Raw genomic sequence first — 22,239 nt, forward strand, 5'->3', positions numbered from 1 at the left:
GCTTGTTTTGCTTGAAAAAATCGGGAAATAGGGGTAAATTTATTACAGGAGGCAGCGATATGCCGTTAACGATCCTGGAAGAAAAATTAAAAACATTGCCGGAATCATGTTTTCAAGAATTATATGAGTTTATGGAGTTTCTCGAATACAAATCGCAAAAAAACGGGCTTGATACGGCAATTGCGGAACTTGAACACGGGGACTATGAAACGTATGATTCCTTTGGCGCGTTTAAGGCGGCAATGACGGAATGACGTACAAATTAAAGATTACGAAAAGTTTTAAATCCGATTATAAAAAATTAAACAAGCAAGAAATCGAAGCAACCGACGGCATTATTAAGCGGCTTTTAGCAGGTGAAAGACCGGAAGCAAAATACTGTGATCATGCGCTGCAGGGAAATTATATCGGATACAGAGAGTGTCATGTAAGGCCGGATCTTCTTTTAGTATACAAAATAACAATTGATGGAACAGTGTCTGTTTTGACATGTTTTAGAATAAATTCACATACGAATATTTTCGATGTAAAAAAAAGCCTCAAATCATAATCTTACTGCCGCGCCGAAAATACGGGCGCGGTTTTTTGTGAAGATTGATGCGTTTCTCCCTGCGGATTGCGGTAAAAATAATTGTTATTTTTGCTGTTTTACGCTATAATGTAAAGAGCGTGTTTTGCGCGCGGATAAAAAAATCTTCGGATTTTTTTGATTGAATTTTTGCTGTATGCTTTTGCAAAAGTTTTAAGCGGGGGAAGCTTATGAAAGGAATCGGTTTTAAAATAATCATCGTTTCGGCAGTGTTCTGTGCCGTATTTACCGCCTGTAATTTCAATATAAACGGGGGAAAAGAACTTGCCGAAGTTCGTGTCGGCAGTGCCGGCCCTCAGCGTGCCGCCGACCCTTTAACGGGCTTACCGATATTCGACGGCAGCAATACGACGATCACGATCAGCGACGCTTCGGGGCGCTTGATCGCGGAGGGACCGCTCCCTCTTTCTGCGGAAGTCGTCGTCGGCGTCGAGATCGTCGTAAAGGCGACCGTTCAAACCGCATCGGGTACGTGGAGCAGGACGAAAACGCACACTGTAAAAGCCGGCATAAACGATATCGATTTGGAACTGTCGAAAACACCGAACGTTGTGGGAAATTTCTTTTTCGATGTTGCGGAAACGATAAGCGCAAATGAAGTTAAGCTTCGCCTGAAATTCCGAAACGGCAAAACTTTCGGTAAAGATATCTTTATGGGCGGAACCCCTGCCAAACCGAAACCGGTTACCGCGCGCGACAGCCTGGGCAGGTTATATCTTTTATATAACGGCGGTAGCGGACAAAAGCTCACGCGTTTCGACGTTGACGGCAATGAAGATACGGGTTTTCAAACGGCCGTTGCCGCTCAGCTGAACACACTGCCTCCGCCTGTTCCTCAGATCAGCGATATTGATAACATAGCGGTCGATGCCGAAAACAACTATATCTTTTTGTTCAAGGGCGTAAATGTCTATTGCCTGAAAGAAAACGCGCACAATCATTTTACCTGTTCAAACGGAAGCAGCCTGACTGCGCTTGACCCTTCGATAAGCACTGTTTCTGCCGTTGCGGTATATAACGGTACCTTGTTTTTTACCGTACCTCTCTCTGCTTCTCTCCCTCAGGTGAATAAGCTGTTTGCCTGTAAAGCCGAACTGTCGGGGACTACGCCTCCGGCTTTAACGCTGTCGAATAAAAGGGACACACAGCTTCCTAAAGTTCGCCAAAACAGTGCTTTCGACAATAATCACACCACCTGTACCGATCTTTTTGCCGACGAGGACGGCGTGTATTGCTTGCTGAACGAGCAAAAACTGGATAGCGGAATGCTGTATGCGCTGGGGCAGCTTGTACGTTATACATATACCGACAGCTCCTTTGCCGATGAGACCAAGCTAGGGCTTAATCCTGCTGCTTCAACCGCAGACCCCATCGCCTTTAATGCACAGTATTTTTCCAATCCCATCGGTTTTATCGGCTACGACGAAGATAATATCTACATTGCGGACGACGGTTTCAGCAGCGGGTATATCAATGAAAACTGGCATATCAAGGGCAATAAAAACCGAATTGCAGCATTTAACCGCGAAACAAACACGATAACTTTCAACAGTACTGCGGCAACTTGGTATGAGCAAAAACCCGAGTACCCATCCAATACAAAGACGCTGTTGTGGGAAAAAGACCCTAATAACCCTCCTTATATGAGGGGCTATTGGACAAGTACGAACGGAGCAGAAGCATCTTCTGCAGCGAATAAGCTTTTTGAATATAGCGCTGCCGAAAAGCCTACCGATATTTTTTGCTACGACCAGGACGGCAATCTGTACATACTGTGGAAAGATAGTTCTAATTACAACGTTAGACGGTTTGCGCTGAAAGAAGACGGTACGTACGAGAAGCAGGGTGTAGACTCGGTTTTAACATCCAGTACTGTTTCTGCGATTGCGGTAGATATTTCCAATGGGCAGAACAGTCTGTATTATGCGTACGCTAGTGGTTCCTACGGGCAGATACAAAAAAAGAGCTGGCTTTTAGGCTCTTTGTTCAGTAGTGCGGGAGCGGTTTCAGGATATAGTGTGTCGTTTAATCCGAATAGTGCTCCCGTTACCGCTCTTGCCGCAAACAAGGACGGACTGTTTGCCGGTATAAAAGAAACTTATCAAGAAGCCGGTATTGATAAATATCGGCTGAAGGTACAAAAATACAAAAAAAGCGATGGGACTGCGGACGGCGAACTTACCCTTGTCGATAATGCTCCTGAGTATACAGATGCTTCAGGTAATCCGATTGACGACGGAACCTTTACCGGCAGTATCCGCATCCAATATGGGGAAGCAATTAATGACCTGCATGTTTTTGACGGTGTGCTGTACGCTCTTTCATCGAAGTCGCGCGAAATACAGAAGCAAGAAGGGATTCCTTATTACACGGATGCTTTTAAAAGCAGCGGCATACTGTATAAAATCGGTAGCACTAACGGTACTTTGTCCGGAAACGCTGTCGTATTAGCGAAAAAAGATGGGGATGATGTGAACAAAATAGGCTACGGTTTTTACCGCTTTATCGCCGTAAAAAACGACGAAGCCGAACGGATCAAGCTTATCATCGCTTCGGACGGCGCATGGGGTAAAGGCGGATTGCCGCTCGGCAGTTCGCCCGATGTATTGAAGAATACCGACAAGGTATTGGAGTACGATTTGAAAGGCAGCTTGCAAGCTGAAAGGAATTCGGGCGGCAGCTTTTCTAAAACGTTAAAGCTCGGATCCGGCTTTGAGTGGCAGTAAAATAGTAAAATGAGTTTTATTTTTTGTGCCGCGCGCTTCGGGCGAGCGGCACGGCAAAAGCCGCTCGTAAGTCTTTGCGTTCCCGTGTACGGGGCGGAGGGGCTTATCGGGCGGTTTTTTGAAAGCGTGCTGCAGCAGACGGATTCTCCGCCTGTTGAAACGATCGTCGTCAACGACGGAAGCCCCGGTACAAAAGATCTCGGGAGAATTGTTAAAACATACACAAAGCGTTTTAAAGAGCGAGCTCTTCCGCTCGTGTTTTTGGAACACGGAAAAAATCTCGGTACGCTCGAAGCACGCCGTACTGCGGTGATCGCCGCATCGGGCGAATATATCGCTTTTGCCGATCCCGACGACGAACTTCCGTCCTCGGCTCTTCGTATTTTGTACGAAACTTCCTCTGCGTCGTCGGCGGACATCGTGCACGGTGCGGGTACGGTATGCGGCATGGAAGGTGAGCCTGATGCACGTGTTGCAGCCTTTGCTCAAAGGGCGCAGAATGTGTACGATGGTGTTTTAACCGGCGATGAAATCCTCCGTACATATATCGTTGAACACTCATACAGCAGTTTCGTATGGGGCAAGCTTTTTAAAACAGACCTTGTTCAAAAAGCATACGGCGAAATTCCGTTTACCTATTGTACAATGGCAGAAGATATGCTGCTTTATTTTTTTATCGCTTTATATGCCGGTACATACGTCGGTATACGTGATGCCGTGTACAACTACCGCATCAATACCGGTATTTCTTCCCGCCGCAAAATCGCCGACCTTGCCGCCTGGCAAAAAGTGTGTTCGGCTTCTTCGGTATTTACGATCATTCTTTCCTACTTGGACGAGCATCCCGATGTCGGAAGCGATATACGCGAAGCCGTAAAAGCTTTAGGCCGCGCATACTATGCCGATAACCTCAAGCAGTTGGAAGTCTGTGTCGACCCTTCGCTCAAGGCGGAAGCGAAAGCTTTGCTCGGCGAATGGTGGGGTATGGAAATCGTGCCGTAATCGCATACGCTTACTCAAAAAACGATATTCCGGATTATTGGATTATCGTTATCTCATTACTGTATTTTTTTTATGAATAAATACTAAATAAATTAAGTATAATTAAATAAAAATCGTCAAATTTTGCCGAAAATAAAAAAAATATTTGACAAATCGATATTTATGGAGTAACGTTATCTGATGAATGTGACGCTTTCGCAAATCGCAGCACAAACCGGCTTTTCCGTCAATACCGTTTCCCGCGTGCTGCGCGGAGATACGCGCATCAGCGAAAGCACGAGCGAAAAGATAAAGCGCGCCGCATCCGATCTCGGTTATACGCCGAATTACGCCGCGTCGAGTATGAGATCGCATAGGACGAAAGTGCTCGGAGTGGTGTCGGCGGATTCATCGAATCCGTTTTTTGCCGAAGTTATCCTCGGCATTGAAGATACGGCGAAGCGGCACGGCTATCATATTTTGCTGATGAACACGGAAGAAAAGGTCGAAAACGAATGCGCTGCGCTCAGGACGCTGCAGGGCAGGAATGTCGACGGGATCATCAGCGTGCCGCTGTATGACAACGATGCGCTGCGTAAACTCTATACGGAGCTTTCGGTGCCTTTCGTGTTTGCGGGAAGAAAAGTGCGGGGCCTCGAAAATCATTCGATTTTGCACCGCGACAGAGAGAGTACGGAAGAAGTCGTTACGCATTTGCTTGCAAACGGGCACGAGCGCATTCTGTATATCGCAGGCCCGGATACGATCAGCAATTCGCTCGACCGTCTCCGCGGTTATGTGAGCGCTTTCGAGCGCGCAGGCAAAAAAGCGGACAGAGCGCTCATATTGAAGACGGCGGGGCACATCGACGACGGTTATGCGTCCATAAATCACGCGCTGCACTTGCAGACTGATTTTACCGCGGTAGTCTGTTTTAACGATTTGGTTGCGATGGGCGTACTCAAATCGCTGTATGAAAACAACCGGATCGTGCCCGACGACGTCGAAGTGTTCGGCTGCGATAATTTAAACATATCGCAGTATATGCAGCCCCGCTTGAGTACGATCGACGTGCCGAAGTACAAGCTCGGACGGGAAGCGGTGCTCGAATTGCTGCGCCATATTAAAGATCGGGAGCTGCCGTATGAAACGCGGCACCTCGATGCGCGCATCATATTCCGGGAGTCGACGAAAAAAAAGCTTCCGGAGCGGAACGAAAGCGGAACTTGATGCACAGTCCCAAAAAGGGGACAGGCGTGCGCCGTTTTCGTATGACTGATTTTTTTTCGGATGCGTAAGCATTCTGCAAAAGTTTTTATGGAGGTTTTATGAAAAAATTATTTGCCGTTTTTTGTATCGCTGCCGCTGCGGCGTTCAGCGTACCGTCCGTGCACGCCGCGGAAAAACCCGTCGTGCTGACGTTTTGGTCGCTGTTTACCGGAGGTGACGGAGAATTCTTCAACGCGATGATCGCCGAATTCAACCGCACGCACAAGGATATCCAGCTTAAAAGCGATCCCGCTAAGTACACCGATTATTACACGAAGCTGACGACGGCGCTTGCAAGCAAAAAGGCACCCGATATCGTCGTCGTGCACCGCGACAGCATGCTGCCCTTCGTCAAAAGCGGCACGCTCTACGCGCTCGACGATGTGATGAAAAAGATCAACGCTCCGATGAACGATTTCGTTCCCGCTCCGTTGAATGCGTGCCGCTTCAACGGCAAGCTTTATTCGATTCCGCTCGACGTGCATCCGATCATCATGTATTACAACAAAGACCTGCTCGCAAAGGCTGGCATCGAAAAGGTTCCCCAGTCGTATGACGAACTTGTGAGGGCTGCAAAAACGGTGCAGGAAAAAACCGGTGCCGTGGGATTGGGTGTGGACAACACGACCGCCACGTATAAGGCTTATACGCTTGCACGCATATTCGTGTCGGGTATGGGACAAAAAGGCGGAAGCGTTCTTACCGCCGACTGCAAAAAAGCTGCGTTCAACAACAAAGACGGTGCGGAAGTCGTTCAGGGTCTTATCGATTCCGTCAACAGATACGGCATCACGCCGAAAGGATACGATTACGATTCGGCGATGACGGATTTCCGTCTCGGAAAAACGGCGTTCTATATTAACGGCGTGTGGGCGACCGGCGCGCTCGAAAAGCAGGCGGGATTGAACTTCGCCGCAGTGCCGTTTCCCGCATTGATGGGAAAACCCGGCGCATGGGCCGGCTCTCATACGCTTGCGATTCCGGTACAAAGAAAAATGGATCCCAAAAAGGTAGAAGCCGCCGCGAAATTTATCATCTGGATGACGCAGCACGGCGAAATGTGGGCAAAGGCGGGACACATTCCGACGATGCTTTCCGTCCGCGAAAAGCACGAGTTCAAAGCGCTGCCGTACCGCGCGGGATACGTCGCCGCGGCCGAATCGGTTATCGCCGCTCCGAACACGGGCGCATGGCAGGAAATCTACGACAATCTTTCCGATATGCTTGAAGCTGCCGTCGCGCAAAATCAAAACGGCGTGCAGGCCGTCGCCGGCATGGAAAAGAAAGTAAACGAAATACTCGCAAGTTATTGAGTTTGCGGAAAGGGGCTGCCGAAAAAGCGGGAACTTTTGACGCAGCCCCTTGAACCGATTGATAGGCTTGACCGTTTCGCACAGCAGCCCGGCGGGGACTAAAAAAAACATCGCTGCGTCCGTCCTTTGCGTGCGATAATTATTAATTAATAATATTTTTTTGGAAAATTATGATTCCCGGAAATTCTGATTTGAAAGACGGCATTTTGTTTTGCCTTCCGTTTATGATCGTGTTTGCACTTTTTCTCCTCTTCCCGATGCTGTTCGGTCTTTTTATCGGCTTTTTCGATTGGGATATCCTTTCGACTCGCACGTGGACGGGGTTCGGAAATTATGTAAAACTTTTTAAAGACGTAACCTTTTATTCGAGCCTCGGCCACACGCTCGTGTTCGTACTCGTTTCGACGCCGCTCCTGCTGGTAACGGGCTTTCTTATGGCGCTCCTCGTCACTTCCCGCTCTCCGTTAAAAGATGCTGCGGAAAATCTTTTTTTTCTGCCGTACATCCTTTCGATCACCGTCATCGGCACACTGTGGGCGTGGCTGCTGCAAAAAAATTACGGCATTGTCAATCAATTCATCAAGCTGTTCGGCGGAGAACCCATAGGCTGGCTTACCGATACGAAATACGCGATGACTTCAATAATCGCGACGACGGTGTGGTGGACTGCGGGCTTCAATATGATACTTTTTTCCGCAGGCATCAAACAGATTTCATCGGAGATATACGATGCCGTGAAAATCGACGGGGCGAACTATGTGCAGACGGTGTGGCGCATAACGCTGCCGCTTGTCCGTCCGACGACCGCTCTGTGTCTCATTCTTCAGATCATCGCGTCGTTCAATATTTTCGGACAAGTGTACGTGATGACCGGAGGCGGGCCTCACGGTTCGACGCGTGTACTCGTGCAGTATATTTACGAAACGGGATTCAAATATTTTAAAATGGGATATTCGTCCGCGATGGCTTACGTATTGTTTTTCATCATCTTAATAATTTCGCTGTTTCAATATAAAGCGATTTCGGCAGGCGAAGAATGAAAAAATATATTTTAATTTTTTTGACGGTGCTGCTTTTGACGCTGTGGCTTTTTCCGCTTTTTTGGCTCGTCGTTACGTCTCTCAAAACCGAACAGGACGTTATGTCGGACATCATTACCTTGATTCCGCTGCGCCCGACGCTTGTCAATTATCAAAAAGCTTTTTTATCGACCGATATATTCCGCTGGCTTTTGAATTCGTTTATCGTTTCGTTTTCCGTTACTGCGGGTACTCTGGTTTTGGACGTACCGATCGCATACGCGCTCGCCCGCATACGCTTTAAGGGGCGCCGTATCGTCTTTTGGACGGTTATGGCTGCGATGATGATTCCGTTTCAAGTGCTCATCATACCGCTGTATATGCAGTTCAACGCATACGGCATCCTCGACACGCTCGCCGCCGTTTTGCTGCCGCGCCTTGCGCTTCCGATCGGCGTCTTTATCATCAAACAATTTTATGAAGGCATACCCTATGCGCTCGAAGAAGCCGCCTTTATCGACGGGGCGAGCCGCTTTACGACGTTTATGCACGTGATGCTGCCGGTCGGCAAAGCCGCGATGATAACGACGGTCATCATTTCGTTTATCAACGCGTGGAACGATTTTTTATGGCCGCTTATCGCCGTAAGCGAATCGGCGAAGTATACGATCACCGTCGGCATTGCCAATTTTCAAGGAACGCACGGAACCGAATACGCGATGATCATGGCGGGCGCCCTCATCGCTTCGATTCCGCAGTTTGTGTTTTACGCGCTTTTTCGAAGACAGATCGTTGCGGGTCTCGTGATGACGGGCATAAAGGGTTAACGCCGTATGGAAAAAACGGAAATCCTTTCGGCGCTCGGTGCGGCGATGAGCGTTTCCTGCAGCGTCGGCTGCAGCGGAAAGATCCGCGTCGTTTTTCAGGATTCGCGCTTTACAGCCGTCGAAACCGAATGGACGATCACTGAAAGCGGAACCTATGAGCTTGCTTCCCGTATTTCTTTTTCGAAAAAATCCGGAAAGCTCGAGCTTTTTATTCCATCCGTGCTGTACCGAAAAAACAACTGCGGGCAGGGCGCTTTTCCCAAAGGCGGCATAGAGCAGGCGTTTGCATTTCGAGAAGAGCGGACGCCGCTTCCCGGTTGTCTTTTGCTTCGCTCCGGATGCGATTTTACCGCCTTTTGCATTTCTCCTGCGTGCGATCCTTCCGAAGCGGCTCACGTGTGCGCGTATGAGGCGGAAAACGATGTCGTAATCGAAATGCGCCTTCCGCCTTCCGAATATCCGTTTTCCTATTGCGGCAAAACGCGTACGGTGCCTCACACTTCGAAAAACACGCACTTCCGCGCGGACGGCTGTTCGGCCGAAAAACCTCTTGTCATACGGAGAGTACAGTTTATTTTTACGACATCGGTGAGCGAGCTTTGCGAGAATACGCTTTTTTCGGTTTATCGGGAATTTTCATCGCTCGTTTCGAAGCAAAATAAAATTAATAATTTTTGTTGCAGCGAAAACTCTTTTTCGAAAACACAAAAGACGCCGGTGCATACGGATTCTGCGTATGCGGCGGTCGAACGATGCTCCGCGGATTTTGAATCTGCCGTCGGTGCGGTGCCGTCTGCAGTTTCCGCGCACACTTCGCCGCGCGCGGTGTGGAACGAGTGGTTTTCCCGTAAGCTCGCCCATCTCGAATTTCTTACGGATGAGGCGGACGACGGCAGCGCTTTTATCCGCATGGGAAAGGGTAACGGCGATCTGCAGTCTATATACGAATTTACTGCGGCATCCTTTCTCGTAAAAAGCGTCGAAGGCGCCGTCGTGTTTGCAAAGAGCGGCAAAGCGCGGCTTGCCGAAGCGATCGGGCGGTATTTTTTACGCGCGGAACATCCAGAAAAAAGCGGCATCTACCGCGACAATTACAGCATCGCGCGGGACGAGTGGGGCGGCTACCTCGGTGTGTCCGAGCATTCCGATTATGCGAAATTGGTAAATGCCCGCTGTAACGGAGAAGCGATGAGCGCGTACATCGCGCTCTATGAAGCCTTGCTCGAACTGGGAACGCGCGTCGACGAATTTATAGAGCTTCCGAAGAGAGTCGCTCGGTTTTATCTTTCACACTATGTGCGCGATAAACAAAAAGCGGACTCGGGCAATTTCGGCAGGTGGAGGCGCGAAGACGGGGAAGCCGTCAACGGCAGCGGAACGAACGGCGCGTACATTGTCATTTTTTTGATAGCGCTCTATCCGCACGCGGATGAAGAGCTGCAAAAAGAAATCAAAACCGCGCTCGCGCTTTCGGGGGAATACTATCACCGCATGATACAAAATGCCGACTATTACGGGGACACGCTCGACGCCGACGCATTTGACAAAGAGTCCGCCGCCGTCCTTCTCCGCGAAAGTCTCGACCTCTACGCGTTTACCGGCGATACGACTTTTTTGGAAGACGCGAAAGCTGCGGCAGATTTCGCGTATACGTGGATGTGGCAGTACGACGTCCGCTTTCCGAGGGGAACGCCGCTTGACCGTCTGCATTTTAAAACACGCGGCATGACGTCCGTTTCGGTCGCGCATCATCATCTCGATTTTTACGGCATGTATATTGCCCGCGATTTTTTGCGCTTGCATGCATTATGCGGAGATCCGTTCTATCGCGATGCGGCGCTTTGTATGATGCGTGCCTGCCTTGCGCTCGTCGCTTCGGAAAAAGAGGGGCTCGGAAAAGGAGCGGAGTTTGCGGGCTGGCAGCCCGAACAGATCAACCATACCGATTGGGATTATTTCGACAGAAAAGATCACGCACAGGGATATTTCGATATCTGCATCGCGTGGGAAGCGGTTTTGACGCTTCACTCGTATGTACAGATTGCCCGTGAAAATCCGTCGGCGCTCGACGAAGCGACCTGAACTTAATTGCATTCCTATAAATGCGGCATTGCAGAAAATGTCGATTTTCGAAAATGCCCCATTAGTGCGCGAGCTTCGCAATGAGCGCGTAAGGCCTTTTCTTCGAGCGATCTTTGCCGCGCATTTGTTTCTTTTTTGCAAATACGCTATACTCGGTTTCCATGAAGCTTTTTATATTTGACATGGGCAATGTCGTCGCCCATAACGTTGCGGTTGAAGGCGCCGCCGCAAAGGCCGCCGGTATGAGCGAACGGGAATTCTTTGAAGCCTGTAAATACGACAGGGCCGCTCGCGGAAAAATTATTAACAAAAAAATCGATATTCGCGACGCGGATATTATGACGATGCTTTCGAACGGAGAAGTGACGACCGATGAGTTTTGGAGCGAGTTTGAGAAGCGGACGGGAGTGCGCGTTTCGACGGATTATCTCGGTCTCTTTTTTAATCCTGTCCTCGACGGCGCCGTGGTCGATATCGTCAAAGCACTCCGCAAAAAATACCGCGTCGTGTGCGGAACGAACACGATTCAAAGTCATTACGATATCCACCTTGCCCGCGGCGATTATGCGCTCTTCGATAAAACTTATGCGTCGAATATGATCGGTGCGTCGAAGCCCGACGTCGAATTTTGGAAGCGCATCATGCTCGGAGAAGGAGTCGCACCTGAAGACATCTTTTTTACCGACGACAACGAAGCGAACTGCGCGGCATCTTCTTCACTCGGTATCCGTACGTTTCATTTTACGAACGCGGACGATCTGCGAAACGAAGTGCGCCCTTGGCTCTGATACATCCTCACGGGAGCGGAAATTTTTCGAATTGACGGCAGGCGCATCAGGGATTATGCATGAAAAATATATACACAGAAAAATATAAAATAAAAAAGGCGGAACGCGAGGCAGCGGCAATGCCGCCGAGCCGCTCTGACCGATGGCAAGCAAAATTTCGAAGAAATTTTGCGCAGTCCGATTCCAATCACGGTCTGCCGCGGCACTTGCAACGAGCGCGAAGCGCGAAGTTCCCCGCGCAAACGGCAGGGCTGCTGCCGGGAGTGCAGCCGATTTTTTACGGTAACTGTTATTTTCTTGGAATATAGATTCTTATGCGTAAGTCCTGGCAGGCGTATATCGGGTCATTTACAAAAATCGGCATTCGCACTAGTATGCTTTTGTTATGAATGACGCGCCTCGCATATTTTTAAAACCGAAAGAAGAAAGGGAAGTCGTACAGGGCTTTCCGTGGGTATTCGACAACGAAATCTCTCATGTAAAATATATTGCATCCGACGGTAGCGGCCGGAAAGATGTGCCGCTTTCCGAATGCGAATGTGCCGACGGAAGCGCGTGCGAAGTGTTTACGGCTGCAGGCGGATTTATCGGTACGGGCATTATCAACCGGAAATCGAAAATATGCGTGCGTATGCTCTCTTCGGCTCATGCGGATAAAGTTTTTGAAAATACGAAATCGTTTATCGATGCGCGCATCCGCGATGCGGCGAATATGCGGCGCATCCGTTACGGCGAGCTCGATTCCTATCGTCTCGTTTTTGCCGAAGCCGATTTGCTCCCCGGTCTCATCGTCGAACGCTTTGCATCCGTCGACGGTTCCGTGTATCTCGTTGTGCAGTTCCTTGCGCTCGCGTGCGAAGTTTTCCGTGAAGAAATTACGGCAGCTCTTATTAAAACGTGCAATCCTCAGGGTATATACGAGAGGAGCGATGCCGCCGTCCGCGAAAAGGAAGGGCTCGAAGAAAGGACGGGCTGGATATACGGAAGCGGCGGCGATGTGATTACGATAAATGAAAACGGCATCCTCTTTTATGTCGATATCGCAAAAGGACAAAAGACCGGTTTTTTTCTCGATCAAAAGGATAACCGTAAAGCGATTATGCCGTTTTGTCACGGAAAGCGTGTACTCGACGCGTTTTCGCATACGGGCGCTTTTGCACTTGCGGCAGCTTTTGCCGGTGCGCGTGAAGCAGTCGCTGCGGAAATCTCGGAAGACGCCGTTTCGATGATCGAAAAAAATATCGCGCTCAATAAAAAAAATGATAAGGTTAAAACCGTCCTCGCCGACGTTTTCGATTTATTAAAAAAATATGAAGAATCGGGAGAAACTTTCGATGTGATCATCCTCGATCCTCCGGCCTTTACGAAGAGCGCGAAAACCATTCAAAAGGCGTACGGCGGTTATAAAGAAATCAACTTGCGCGCGATGCGCCTGCTCCGCGAAGGCGGCATTTTAATAAGCTGTTCCTGCTCCGCATTTTTCGATGCGAACACCTTTTACGATATGCTCATGCACGCAGCTGCCTCAAGCGGGCGCCGAGTGCAGATATTGGAAAAGCGGGGAGCGGGACAGGATCATCCGATTCTCCTCGGCTATGAGCGATCGGAATATTTGAAATGCGCGATTGCGCGGGTGCTTTGAGTGGAAGAAAGCGGAAAGAACTGCAACTGCGTCATCCTTTTGGGACCGACTGCCTGCGGCAAAACGGCGATAGGAGTTGCGATTGCGCGCGAGCGCAACGGTGAAATCGTTTCGGCGGATTCGCGGCAAGTGTACAAGGGTCTCGACATCGGTTCGGGAAAAGACTTGGACGAATACGCTTCGGGCGGAAGTCCCGTTCCGTATCACCTCATCGACATAACCGACCTCAAAAGCGAATACAGCGTATTTCAATATCAAAAGGATTTTTACCGCGTCTTTCCGGATATCGTCGCTCGAAAAAAATTACCCGTCGTCGTCGGCGGCACCGGCATGTACCTCGACTCGATTATCAGAAATTACGATTTGATTGAAGTGCCTGAAAATGAAAAGAGGCGTGCCGAACTCGAAGCGAAACCCCTCGAAGAGCTTTCCCGTCTTTTGCTTTCTCTGAAACCGGATCTTCACACGCGCGAATATCTCCGCGACAAAGTGCGCTGCATACGCGCGATAGAGATAGAGGAGTATCGGATGCACCCTGAAGCGGACATCATGCGAAAGACGATGACGAGCCGTCCCGACATCCGTCCTCTTGTCATCGGTACGACGCTTTCGAGGGAAGAGCTGCGGGAGCGCATTGCAAAACGTCTCAAATCCCGCCTCGACTCGGGCATGATAGAAGAAGTGGAAAATTTGCATAAAAGCGGCGCATCGTGGGAGCGGCTTGAAACGCTCGGTCTCGAATACGGATTCGTCGCCGAATATTTACAGGGGAAAATCGCATCTCGCGACGAACTGTACGAAAAACTCGTTACGGCCATAAGGCGATTTGCAAAGCGGCAGGAAACATGGTTTCGCGGAATGGAGCGTAAAATGAAAACGCAGGGAAGCTCGATTCATTGGCTTCCCTGCATTTCCGACACGGATGTGCGCGTGAATGCCGCGCTTTCGTTGGTCGATGAGTACCTTGTTGTGCGTTAAGTTTACATTGCCGGATGCGTTCTGTTACGCGTTGACGGCGATTTTTACCGGTTCCGCGATTTCGACGAGGTATCCCGTGCGGATACAGGTTTCAAAGAGTTCTTTGCCGATGTAATCGGTTTTCACTTCGTCATATCCGTCTTTGTCGCGTACGATGCGCACGACGTATCCGTCTTCCATTTCTCGTACAATCGTCATATAGTCCGATGAGTTTCCGATGCTTTTTAAAGTATAGCTTTTCAATTCCAACCTCCCGATGTTTGCATTGCTTTTTTATTTTCGGTACAATGCAATGCGGATGTTAGCATTTTCTGTGTTGACCGATGCTCATTTTCACCTCGCCTGCTGCGCCGAAAATTCGCTTGAAGATTCGTTTCGCGGACTTGAATCCTTATCCTATTACGGCGTTTCCTGCGCACACGACCGGGACGAGTTTATAAAGCAGGAAGCGCTTTCGGCAAAGCTGAACGAAAACGAAAACACACACGTATTTTGCGCCTTCGGTATGCATCCGCAGCTTCCGCTCGTTGAAAACGCAGGCTTTATGGAGACGCTTCTCAAAGAGCGGCGCATCGGCGCGATCGGAGAGGCGGGATTCGATTTATTTACAAAGGAATTCAAAGCCGATATCGCGCGGCAGGAAGAGGCGTGGCGCATTTCGTGCGAACTCGCATCTGTGTATGGCGTTCCGCTCGTCGTCCACTGCCGCAAAGCGCTCGATAAAATGTTCCGCGACTCGAAAGCGCTTTCGAAAATTCCTGCCGTCGTGTTTCATTCGTTTACGGGAAGCGTACAGGATGCCTCTTCTCTTTTAAAACGCGGTGTAAACGCATATTTCAGTTTTGGAAATCCGCTCACCTTCGGCGATAAAAGTGCGATCGGCTGCGTGCAAAAACTCGACGTCGGGCACATCCTCATGGAAACCGATGCACCCTATCAAACGATGCGGGGAGAGGCCGAAACGAAAATGAGCGCGATCGCTCGCGTCTATGAAACGGCATTTGCGATCCGATACGAAGAGCAAACGGATGACGGATTTGCGTCAGAAAAAAAGCGTGCGTTTTCCGATACGATTTTTAATAATTTTAAATCCGCTTACGGTATTGCTTAAGGGCGGAAAGCGTTTCGTCGTATATTTTAAAAAATACCCGTGTCAGTGCCGCCTCGTTTCCCGCTTCTTTTCCGCGCAGTACGTTTTCGAGTGAGAGGGCGGCGTCATAAAGCGCTTCGCATCCGATTTGTCCGGCCGATCCCTTCGTCTTGTGTACGAATGAAACGAAGCCTTTGTCTTGAGCTGCGTTTTCCGCAAGAGAGGCAAAATGTGCTTTGTCGTTTACATTTTCTTCTAAAAAAGAATCGACGAGCGTTTCGTACAGTTCCGTATCGCCCGAAACCATATCGAGACCGGAAACCGTATTTAAAATCGAACGCGGCATGACGTTACCTACCTACTTTCCTTTTTTTTGTTGGACAAGACAAGGGTGCCGGAAATGTGTACTTAGTGAAAATAACACATGGATAATGAAAAGGGCTGAACGCGAGGTGACGGTACTGCCGCCGAGCCGCTCAGACCGATAGCAAGCAATCTTTTTGAAAAAAAAGATTGCGCAGTCCGATTCCGATCACGGTTTGCCGCGGCGAACGGCAGGCCGGTGCCGGGAGTTCAGCCGGTTTTTATGATACAAAATATTTCCATAAAGAATATATTTCCGGCACCCTTATACTGCGAGTATACACGAAGGAATGTATTTTTGCTATACTGGCGTTATGACAGAATCAAAAACCGAAACATTATTTATTTTGCTGTTCACCTCTATTGCATCTTCTTTTCTCTTTGCGTTTTTTTGCATACCCCTTTCCGCCGACATATCGATTTTGGCTTTTCCGATTTCGTTCGCGTTTACGGCGATCGTCTTTTATAAATCGATACTGCTCAAGAGAGGGGATGCTTCCGCTATTCCCGTCGTGCGGAAAATGATGCAGTATCTCCCGTATGCGCTTCTCGCATCCTTTGTGCTTCGAAGGGCGGGCAAAAACGGAACGCCGTTTTGGTACGATATCGCGACGGTCTCTCTGTGGTGCATCATCTTCGTTTCGTCTCTCGCGGCGCTGTACTATCTGAACGAAAAGCGCGTCTATGATTTGTCTCCCGAATGGAAAAAATACCGCGAAAAAAAACCTTCCGTAAAACCGCACGGCTTTGCACGTGCCGCTTTCGAAGCCCTCGATTGGGCGGATGCGCTCGTGCAGGCTATCTTTATGGTTTTGCTTATTCAAATTTTTATCGTACAGTTGTATATGATCCCGTCGGAATCGATGGTGCCCGAATTTCTCGTCGGTGACCGTGTCGTCGTTTTAAAAACGGCGAGCGGTCCGAAGTTCCCTCTTTCCGATGTCGGCATTCCTTCGCTTAAAACCTACGAACGTGGAGATATCGTCGTGTTCCGAAATCCGCATTACAGCATGGACAGAAAATCGGAAGTGAAAACCGTTACGAGTCAGCTCGTCTACCTTCTCACCTTTATGGCGGTAAATCTCAATAAAGATGCCAACGGTATGCCGAAACCTGATCCGCTTGTAAAGCGCGTTGCGGGCGTGCCGGGAGAGCAGCTGGTGATGCAGGACGGAGTCCTCTATGCGCGTACAAAAGATGGGGACGATTTCAAACCGGTCGAAAAAGATGCGAGCTTTGCCGCATGGAATTTAAACGACGTCGCCCCAAAAGCGAAGCGCGGCATACGGGACTTTCCGCTTTCGCAAAGCGAATACGATCTCATGATCGAGTGTGAAAAAAGGCGGCGCGAATACGATATCGATGCGGCCTCCCTTTCGTGCCGCGCTCTCGCCGAACGCTTCAGACGTGCAGTCCCCGACCGCAGCGGAACCTTTACGATGGATGCCTCTTCGATGCACGAATACAATCTCTTTGTCAATTTCGATGCCCTCACGCAGCGTCTCATGAGTGCGGACGGAGGGACTGCATGGTTTTCGTCCTTTATGACCGATTGGATCGCGTCGAAGCCGGAAGCGGGAAGCTATGCAGGAGGCGACATCTACAGCGATGCGAATTACCGGCTCAATATCATGATAAAGGAATGCGTCGGAAGCCTCGTCGTACGGAACGCCGAATTGATAAAGGCGGCCTCTTCCTCCGATGCGCGCAGAAGCGACGGTGAAATCCGCTCGCTTATGGAAAGGGCTGAAATGCTCAACCTGTACGTGATGCTCCTCGATCAGCGCAATATGCCGCTCTTTCCCGAAAACAAAAACGGACGGCCACAGTATATCCCCGACGGCTGCTATTTTATGATGGGAGACAACCGCTTCAATTCCGCCGATATGCGCCATTCGTATAAAAAGACGCTCGTGAAACTTTCAAAGCTCGACGCATACTCTGTAACTTATGAATCGAATATGAGCCCGCAGTATGTCGGAAAAAAATACATACTCGGCACGACGCTCTTCCGCTTTTGGCCGCTTACTCGAATCGGCGCGATCGGAAAACGCGGATAGAACGGCGCTGCCTCAAAAGTCGGTTACTTTCTCGACACTCAGTCGAGTTTAAAAGTAAGTTGTTGCATTGTAATGACTTATCGGCGCGTTATTGATTTATGCGATCGGTTTTTACGTCAGAGTCCCGCGTACAATGCGGCGCGGCGGATGCCTGAGAGCGTAAGCTCTTTATCCGCTTCGTCGAAAACGTCGGTGATCGGCTTTATCATGCTGTTGAGACCGCCCGTTGCGATCGTTTTTATATCGGCCTGTCCGACACCCGTCGATTTTTCCAAATCGCGCTTCATCCTTTCGATGAGTCCTTCGGTAAGGCTTTTGTAGCCGAGCATGATGCCCGACTGAATCGCGACCGTCGTATTCGTGCCGAGGCTCGTCGCAGGAATTTCGAGGGGTACCGACGGGAGCTGCGCGGTATTCGTAAAGAGCGATTTGAACGCGGTACCGATGCCCGGCGCTATCGCCACTCCCGCGATATTCGCGTCGGAGTCCACGACGACGAAAGAAAGAGCGGTGCCGAAATCCGCAACGATGCACGCGCACTTGTTGCGCTCCCACGCTTCGAGCGCATCGCACAAGAGATCCGTGCCGATTTCGTGGACGGCGCTTTCGGGAATTTTTACGGGGAGAGATGCGTACATGTCGGGCCCGATGATGAGAGGCTTTTTACCGATGATGTGCTGCGTGACGTTTACGAAGGGGCCGGTTAAATTCGGTACGACGGAACTTATGACTGCCGAACTGATGTCGGAAAGGGAAACGGAAGCGTCTCGGATGAGCGTCCGTATCGTCGAAAAATATTCGTCGCCGGTACGTTTTACGTCGGAACTGATCCGCCACACGTGGACGAGTTTTTCTCCGTCGAAGAGCGCGGTTTTGCAGTTCGTGTTGCCGATATCGAAACAGAGCATCATTGTAATTTTCCCCCGTTTCAGTTAGTATAGCGCTATGGAATCGATCATTCAACCGCGCGTGCTCAAAGGTTTCCGCGATTTTTTGCCCGCTTCGGAAATCGCCCGAGCGGATTTAATTGAAAAAATAACTGCAGTGTATCGATCGTTCGGATTCGTTCCGATCGACACGCCGGTGCTCGAATATACCGAAATCCTGCTTCGTAAAAGCAACGGCGAAACGGAAAAACAAGTGTTCCGCTTTGAAGACAAGGGCGGGCGCGATGTCGCGATGCGTTTCGATTTAACCGTTCCGTTTGCGCGCTTTACGGCGGAACACAAAAGCGAACTGTATTTTCCGTTTAAGCGTTACCACATAGCAAAAGTGTGGCGCGGCGAAAAACCGCAGGCGGGCCGCTACCGCGAATTCGTTCAGTGCGATGTCGATAGTGTCGGAAGCGACAGCGCGGCATCCGATTTTGAAATATTGCTTGTCATACAAAAAGCTTTTGCCTCGATCGGTGTGCCGGGAATCACCGTACGTGTCAATCACCGCGGCATCTTCAACCGCTTTTTGACAAAGCTCGGCGTAAATGAAAAAAGCGACGATATTTTGCGCACGGTAGACAAGCTTGCAAAAATCGGCAGAGACGAAACGGAAAAAGAGCTTTCGGAAATTACCGGAAGTAAAGATCGTGCGGCGGAAATCCTTTCTTACACCGAGGGGACGGGGGACTTCGACGCGACATTAAAAAAAATCGAAGCGATGGCGGGCGGAAAAGAGGCCGACAGCGAGCGTATGCGCGACATATACGAAATGCTCGAAGCGGCCGGTATCGAAAAAAATTATACTCTCGATCCGAGCATTACGCGCGGACTGGATTATTATACGGGCGTCGTCTACGAAACGTTTTTAAACGATTTGCCCGAGATAGGCTCCGTGTGTTCCGGCGGCCGCTACGATAACCTTGCGGGCTTATATATGAAAGAAAAGCTTCCCGGAGTAGGGACTTCGATAGGACTCGACCGCCTCATTGCGGCCATGTCCGAACTCGGCATCGTTTCAAGCCGCGCAAGCTACGTCGACGCGGAAATTTTCTGCCTCGATGCAAAGGATGCGCTCCTCTATCAAAAAGCCGCCGCATCTTTGCGCGCGCAAGGTCTTGCCGTCGAAGTATTTCCCGATGCGAAAAAAATCGGTCAGCAGTACGCGCTCGCCGATGCGAAAAAAATACAGTGGGGAATCTTTGTCGGAAAAAATTACGAAAAAGACGGTACGTTCGATCTGAAAAATCTTTCGACGAGGGAGACGAGCGCGGGCATTACGGTGAGCGAAGCGGTAAAATTCATTTTAAATAAAAAATAAAAAATTTGATAAAAAAGCTATTGACAAATCCATATCCTTGAGTTAGCATTGGATAATTAATATTAGCTTATGCTAACCAATAAAAACGGTTTTTCGGGGCTTCAGTATCGGATTTTCCGATACGCTCGCAAATCAGAAAGCCGAATGCTTTATGTCCTGGAAAAAGACGGAGGTTTTATGAAAAAGTTATATACTTTGTGTGTGTGCGCGCTGTTGGCGGGCGCTGTATTTTTAAGCTGCAATAATTCGGTAAGCCCCGAGACGCCGCAGCAGGCCGATAATAAAGAAAAGCTCTACGGTTCGTACTGGGGTCATCTCTTTGTCGGTTCTATAAAGGCCGATATGTGCCTTGTCGTTCAAGCCGACAAAATCGATTTGAACAGTACGTTTATGAGCTTTTCTTATCCCCTTATTTCGTACAAAGATGTCGGCGACGGAAAATGGCTCGTGAACTGTTACAGCGAAGGCGAAGAAAAAGAGATGCAAAATAACGAGCTTTCGAAGCACGTACGGCTTTTATTCGATACGACACGCACTCCCTTTACCTGCGAACCGAATATCATCCCGATGGCAGGCATTGCGGATTTTTTGCCTGTAGTGAAAGGGAGACCTTATGAAGGCGAATATTCAAAAGACGACGACATTACCGATCTTCCGAGCAAAACCTATACGGTCGGAAGCGTAGAGTTTGACATGAGGCAGATCCCCGCCGTAAAAGGCGCACAGTTGGGATACAAAGATGTAACCGGCTTTATGGATTTTTCGGACAATATGCCCTATACCGCAAATCTTTCGGCTTATTCCATAGGAGAAACCGAAGTGACGCAGGAGCTGTGGAAGGAAGTTATGGGAAGCAATCCGAGCTTTTTCGACAATAGCGGAAACAAACAGCTTCCGGGCCTGGATGGTGAGTATCTGGTTAATACGAAGGTCGCATTAGGGGAAGTGCAGGAAAAGCGCCCCGTCGAAAATGTAAGTTTTTTCCAGATGATCGCTTTTTGCAATAAGCTGAGTCATAAACTCGGTCTTCAGCCCTGTTATACGGTAAAGGACAAAGACAACGGCGACCAACCTATCGATTTTGCAACTTTCGACGTGAGCAAAATTCCTACTGATAAGGATGAACGCTGGCTGGGAGTCGAAGTGGATATGAGTAAAAACGGCTTCCGCCTCCCGACGGAAGCGGAATGGGAATGGGCCGCCAAGGGAGGAAAAGGCAATATCGCATGGGCGGGTACGAATAAACAGTCGGCGCTCAAATATTACGCATGGTATAACGACAAAACCGGAGGAGATTCGGGAGAAAGAACACATGAAGTGAAAAAGAAAAAACCGAACGGCTACGGCTTGTACGATATGAGCGGAAACGTCGACGAAGTATGCTGGGACGTTTATGAAAATACAACTCCGCCGGACGGTCTTACCGATCCTACGGGAGCGGAAAAGCCTGTCGATGACAGGGATAATCGTTCCATGCGCGGCGGCGACTGGTTTTTTAATACGAAATCCTGCCGTATCGCCATGCGTTCGCCCAGTCCGAATGTCGAGGAACCGCTTGTATACACAGGGCTTCGCTTAGTAAAGCGCGGCGACTGAAATACGTTTAATACGATTCGGCTTTACTTTTCGGGGCAAAGCCGAATGATTCTTTAATCGGAAAAATACGGACAAAGGGGCTGTCCAAAAACTTCAGTTTTTGGACAGCTTCCTTGATTTTATGTGCGACGTTTAAAATTAAGTCATGATAATATAAAGACTTAATTTGAAACTCGACAGGCTGTCGAGAAAGTAACCGACTTTTGAGACAGCCCCTTTTTGTATATTCTGCGCGGTCTTTCCCTTTTTTGCGATCGGGCGGTTTATTCGCTCAGCTCTTTTAAGCCTCTCATTTCACGCTCGAGGAAAACCGATAAAATCGTCCGTAAGAGTACAATACCGCCGAGCGTCAAAAGTTCGATGAGCGCGGGATTTAAAATCGTCTTTATGATGTCGGCGGCGATGAGGAGTTCGAGACCGAGCAAAAGATAAACGCCCAAATCCGAGCGGATGATCATAATCGTACGCATCTTTTCTTTGCCGCTGAAATGCAGCATTTCTCCTTTAATAAATTGCACGACGGCGATGAGCGCGCCGTAGATGACGACGGCGATGCTTATAATGCTTATGACAAATTCGATATGTTCGAGAATCGGATACAAAATTTCTTTCATTGCTTTTTACCTTCCTTCATTATAAAAATTTATTAATTTTTTTACCACC

20 protein-coding genes are annotated in these 22,239 nt (G+C 49.2%); 16 read left to right on the forward strand and 4 right to left on the reverse strand.

Annotated elements, in window-relative coordinates:
• Positions 1 to 59: 59 nt before the first annotated feature.
• The 12 genes from H9I35_RS11000 (at position 60) to miaA (ending at position 14,214) form a co-directional block, all read left to right on the forward strand.
• On the forward strand, positions 60 to 254 hold the full coding sequence (locus H9I35_RS11000; protein WP_016520513.1) for a DUF2281 domain-containing protein: 195 nt from the start codon (positions 60 to 62) through the stop codon (positions 252 to 254).
• On the forward strand, positions 251 to 550 hold the full coding sequence (locus tag H9I35_RS11005) for a type II toxin-antitoxin system YafQ family toxin (protein WP_187419415.1): 300 nt from the start codon (positions 251 to 253) through the stop codon (positions 548 to 550). Before H9I35_RS11000 ends, H9I35_RS11005 begins: the two co-directional genes overlap by 4 nt.
• A gap of 209 nt (positions 551 to 759) precedes the next feature.
• Entirely contained in the window at positions 760 to 3,315 is a 2,556-nt protein-coding gene (locus H9I35_RS11010) for a hypothetical protein (RefSeq protein ID WP_187419416.1), read from the forward strand.
• 9 nt (positions 3,316 to 3,324) lie between these two features.
• Positions 3,325 to 4,317 (forward strand): glycosyltransferase family 2 protein, encoded by a 993-nt coding sequence (locus tag H9I35_RS11015; RefSeq protein ID WP_187419417.1) that lies wholly within the window; start codon positions 3,325 to 3,327, stop codon positions 4,315 to 4,317.
• A gap of 180 nt (positions 4,318 to 4,497) precedes the next feature.
• Positions 4,498 to 5,526, forward strand: coding sequence for a LacI family DNA-binding transcriptional regulator (locus tag H9I35_RS11020; protein WP_187419418.1), 1,029 nt, complete (start codon positions 4,498 to 4,500; stop codon positions 5,524 to 5,526).
• A gap of 98 nt (positions 5,527 to 5,624) precedes the next feature.
• Positions 5,625 to 6,878, forward strand: coding sequence for an ABC transporter substrate-binding protein (locus H9I35_RS11025; protein ID WP_187419419.1), 1,254 nt, complete (start codon positions 5,625 to 5,627; stop codon positions 6,876 to 6,878).
• Positions 6,879 to 7,048: 170 nt separating this feature from the next.
• On the forward strand, positions 7,049 to 7,918 hold the full coding sequence (locus H9I35_RS11030; protein WP_187419420.1) for a carbohydrate ABC transporter permease: 870 nt from the start codon (positions 7,049 to 7,051) through the stop codon (positions 7,916 to 7,918).
• The gene (locus H9I35_RS11035; protein WP_187419421.1) at positions 7,915 to 8,724 is read left to right on the forward strand and encodes a carbohydrate ABC transporter permease; all 810 of its coding nucleotides are present in this window, start codon (positions 7,915 to 7,917) and stop codon (positions 8,722 to 8,724) included. Before H9I35_RS11030 ends, H9I35_RS11035 begins: the two co-directional genes overlap by 4 nt.
• Before the next feature lie 6 nt (positions 8,725 to 8,730).
• Entirely contained in the window at positions 8,731 to 10,806 is a 2,076-nt protein-coding gene (locus H9I35_RS11040; protein ID WP_187419422.1) for a hypothetical protein, read from the forward strand.
• Positions 10,807 to 10,967: 161 nt separating this feature from the next.
• Positions 10,968 to 11,594, forward strand: coding sequence for an HAD-IA family hydrolase (locus tag H9I35_RS11045; RefSeq protein WP_187419423.1), 627 nt, complete (start codon positions 10,968 to 10,970; stop codon positions 11,592 to 11,594).
• Positions 11,595 to 11,979: 385 nt separating this feature from the next.
• Positions 11,980 to 13,236, forward strand: a complete 1,257-nt coding sequence (locus tag H9I35_RS11050) for a class I SAM-dependent rRNA methyltransferase (RefSeq protein WP_187419424.1) — start codon at positions 11,980 to 11,982, stop codon at positions 13,234 to 13,236.
• Positions 13,237 to 14,214, forward strand: a complete 978-nt coding sequence (gene miaA / locus H9I35_RS11055; RefSeq protein WP_187419425.1) for a tRNA (adenosine(37)-N6)-dimethylallyltransferase MiaA — start codon at positions 13,237 to 13,239, stop codon at positions 14,212 to 14,214.
• Positions 14,215 to 14,238: 24 nt separating this feature from the next.
• Here the strand turns inward: miaA and H9I35_RS11060 are convergent, their stop codons facing one another.
• Positions 14,239 to 14,457 (reverse strand): hypothetical protein, encoded by a 219-nt coding sequence (locus tag H9I35_RS11060; RefSeq protein ID WP_016520502.1) that lies wholly within the window; start codon positions 14,455 to 14,457, stop codon positions 14,239 to 14,241.
• Between the two features lie 55 nt (positions 14,458 to 14,512).
• Between H9I35_RS11060 and H9I35_RS11065 the strand changes: the two genes are divergently transcribed.
• Positions 14,513 to 15,325, forward strand: a complete 813-nt coding sequence (locus H9I35_RS11065; RefSeq protein WP_187419426.1) for a TatD family hydrolase — start codon at positions 14,513 to 14,515, stop codon at positions 15,323 to 15,325.
• On the opposite strand, the gene H9I35_RS11070 is transcribed toward H9I35_RS11065, so the two are convergent.
• The gene (locus tag H9I35_RS11070) at positions 15,300 to 15,650 is read right to left on the reverse strand and encodes an Hpt domain-containing protein (RefSeq protein WP_187419427.1); all 351 of its coding nucleotides are present in this window, start codon (positions 15,648 to 15,650) and stop codon (positions 15,300 to 15,302) included. The two genes, H9I35_RS11065 and H9I35_RS11070, sit on opposite strands and share 26 nt — an antisense overlap.
• A gap of 331 nt (positions 15,651 to 15,981) precedes the next feature.
• Between H9I35_RS11070 and lepB the strand changes: the two genes are divergently transcribed.
• Complete coding sequence (gene lepB / locus H9I35_RS11075) at positions 15,982 to 17,727, forward strand: signal peptidase I (protein ID WP_187419428.1); 1,746 nt, start codon at positions 15,982 to 15,984, stop codon at positions 17,725 to 17,727.
• 116 nt (positions 17,728 to 17,843) lie between these two features.
• Here lepB and H9I35_RS11080 read toward each other — a convergent pair whose 3' ends face one another.
• Positions 17,844 to 18,638 (reverse strand): type III pantothenate kinase, encoded by a 795-nt coding sequence (locus tag H9I35_RS11080; RefSeq protein WP_187419429.1) that lies wholly within the window; start codon positions 18,636 to 18,638, stop codon positions 17,844 to 17,846.
• A 34-nt stretch (positions 18,639 to 18,672) separates the two neighbouring features.
• On the opposite strand from H9I35_RS11080, the gene hisS reads away from it, so the two are divergent.
• Together hisS and H9I35_RS11090 are read left to right on the forward strand one after the other, a co-directional pair.
• Positions 18,673 to 19,980, forward strand: coding sequence for a histidine--tRNA ligase (gene hisS / locus H9I35_RS11085; protein ID WP_187419430.1), 1,308 nt, complete (start codon positions 18,673 to 18,675; stop codon positions 19,978 to 19,980).
• A gap of 177 nt (positions 19,981 to 20,157) precedes the next feature.
• Positions 20,158 to 21,576 carry a formylglycine-generating enzyme family protein gene (locus H9I35_RS11090; RefSeq protein WP_252722657.1) on the forward strand — a complete coding sequence of 473 codons (1,419 nt, stop codon included), beginning with the start codon at positions 20,158 to 20,160 and terminating at the stop codon, positions 21,574 to 21,576.
• Positions 21,577 to 21,839: 263 nt separating this feature from the next.
• Here H9I35_RS11090 and H9I35_RS11095 read toward each other — a convergent pair whose 3' ends face one another.
• The gene (locus H9I35_RS11095; protein WP_187419431.1) at positions 21,840 to 22,190 is read right to left on the reverse strand and encodes a DUF1622 domain-containing protein; all 351 of its coding nucleotides are present in this window, start codon (positions 22,188 to 22,190) and stop codon (positions 21,840 to 21,842) included.
• Between the last annotated feature and the right edge of the window lie 49 nt (positions 22,191 to 22,239).

Origin of the sequence: Treponema sp. Marseille-Q4132, assembly GCF_014334835.1 — a bacterium.
GTDB lineage: Bacteria > Spirochaetota > Spirochaetia > Treponematales > Treponemataceae > Treponema_D > Treponema_D paredis.

Excerpts from the sequence above, each read along its gene's own strand:
- lepB (WP_187419428.1), top strand. The coding sequence starts at position 15,982 with ATGACAGAATCAAAAACCGAAACATTATTTATTTTGCTGTTCACCTCT.
- H9I35_RS11080 (WP_187419429.1), bottom strand. The coding sequence starts at position 18,638 with ATGATGCTCTGTTTCGATATCGGCAACACGAACTGCAAAACCGCGCTC.
- H9I35_RS11090 (WP_252722657.1), top strand. The coding sequence starts at position 20,158 with ATGAAAAAGTTATATACTTTGTGTGTGTGCGCGCTGTTGGCGGGCGCT.
- H9I35_RS11050 (WP_187419424.1), top strand. The coding sequence starts at position 11,980 with ATGAATGACGCGCCTCGCATATTTTTAAAACCGAAAGAAGAAAGGGAA.
- H9I35_RS11015 (WP_187419417.1), top strand. The coding sequence starts at position 3,325 with ATGAGTTTTATTTTTTGTGCCGCGCGCTTCGGGCGAGCGGCACGGCAA.
- H9I35_RS11065 (WP_187419426.1), top strand. The coding sequence starts at position 14,513 with ATGTTAGCATTTTCTGTGTTGACCGATGCTCATTTTCACCTCGCCTGC.
- hisS (WP_187419430.1), top strand. The coding sequence starts at position 18,673 with ATGGAATCGATCATTCAACCGCGCGTGCTCAAAGGTTTCCGCGATTTT.
- H9I35_RS11025 (WP_187419419.1), top strand. The coding sequence starts at position 5,625 with ATGAAAAAATTATTTGCCGTTTTTTGTATCGCTGCCGCTGCGGCGTTC.
- H9I35_RS11000 (WP_016520513.1), top strand. The coding sequence starts at position 60 with ATGCCGTTAACGATCCTGGAAGAAAAATTAAAAACATTGCCGGAATCA.
- H9I35_RS11005 (WP_187419415.1), top strand. The coding sequence starts at position 251 with ATGACGTACAAATTAAAGATTACGAAAAGTTTTAAATCCGATTATAAA.
- H9I35_RS11040 (WP_187419422.1), top strand. The coding sequence starts at position 8,731 with ATGGAAAAAACGGAAATCCTTTCGGCGCTCGGTGCGGCGATGAGCGTT.
- H9I35_RS11045 (WP_187419423.1), top strand. The coding sequence starts at position 10,968 with ATGAAGCTTTTTATATTTGACATGGGCAATGTCGTCGCCCATAACGTT.
- H9I35_RS11030 (WP_187419420.1), top strand. The coding sequence starts at position 7,049 with ATGATTCCCGGAAATTCTGATTTGAAAGACGGCATTTTGTTTTGCCTT.
- H9I35_RS11070 (WP_187419427.1), bottom strand. The coding sequence starts at position 15,650 with ATGCCGCGTTCGATTTTAAATACGGTTTCCGGTCTCGATATGGTTTCG.
- H9I35_RS11035 (WP_187419421.1), top strand. The coding sequence starts at position 7,915 with ATGAAAAAATATATTTTAATTTTTTTGACGGTGCTGCTTTTGACGCTG.
- H9I35_RS11010 (WP_187419416.1), top strand. The coding sequence starts at position 760 with ATGAAAGGAATCGGTTTTAAAATAATCATCGTTTCGGCAGTGTTCTGT.
- H9I35_RS11095 (WP_187419431.1), bottom strand. The coding sequence starts at position 22,190 with ATGAAAGAAATTTTGTATCCGATTCTCGAACATATCGAATTTGTCATA.
- H9I35_RS11020 (WP_187419418.1), top strand. The coding sequence starts at position 4,498 with ATGAATGTGACGCTTTCGCAAATCGCAGCACAAACCGGCTTTTCCGTC.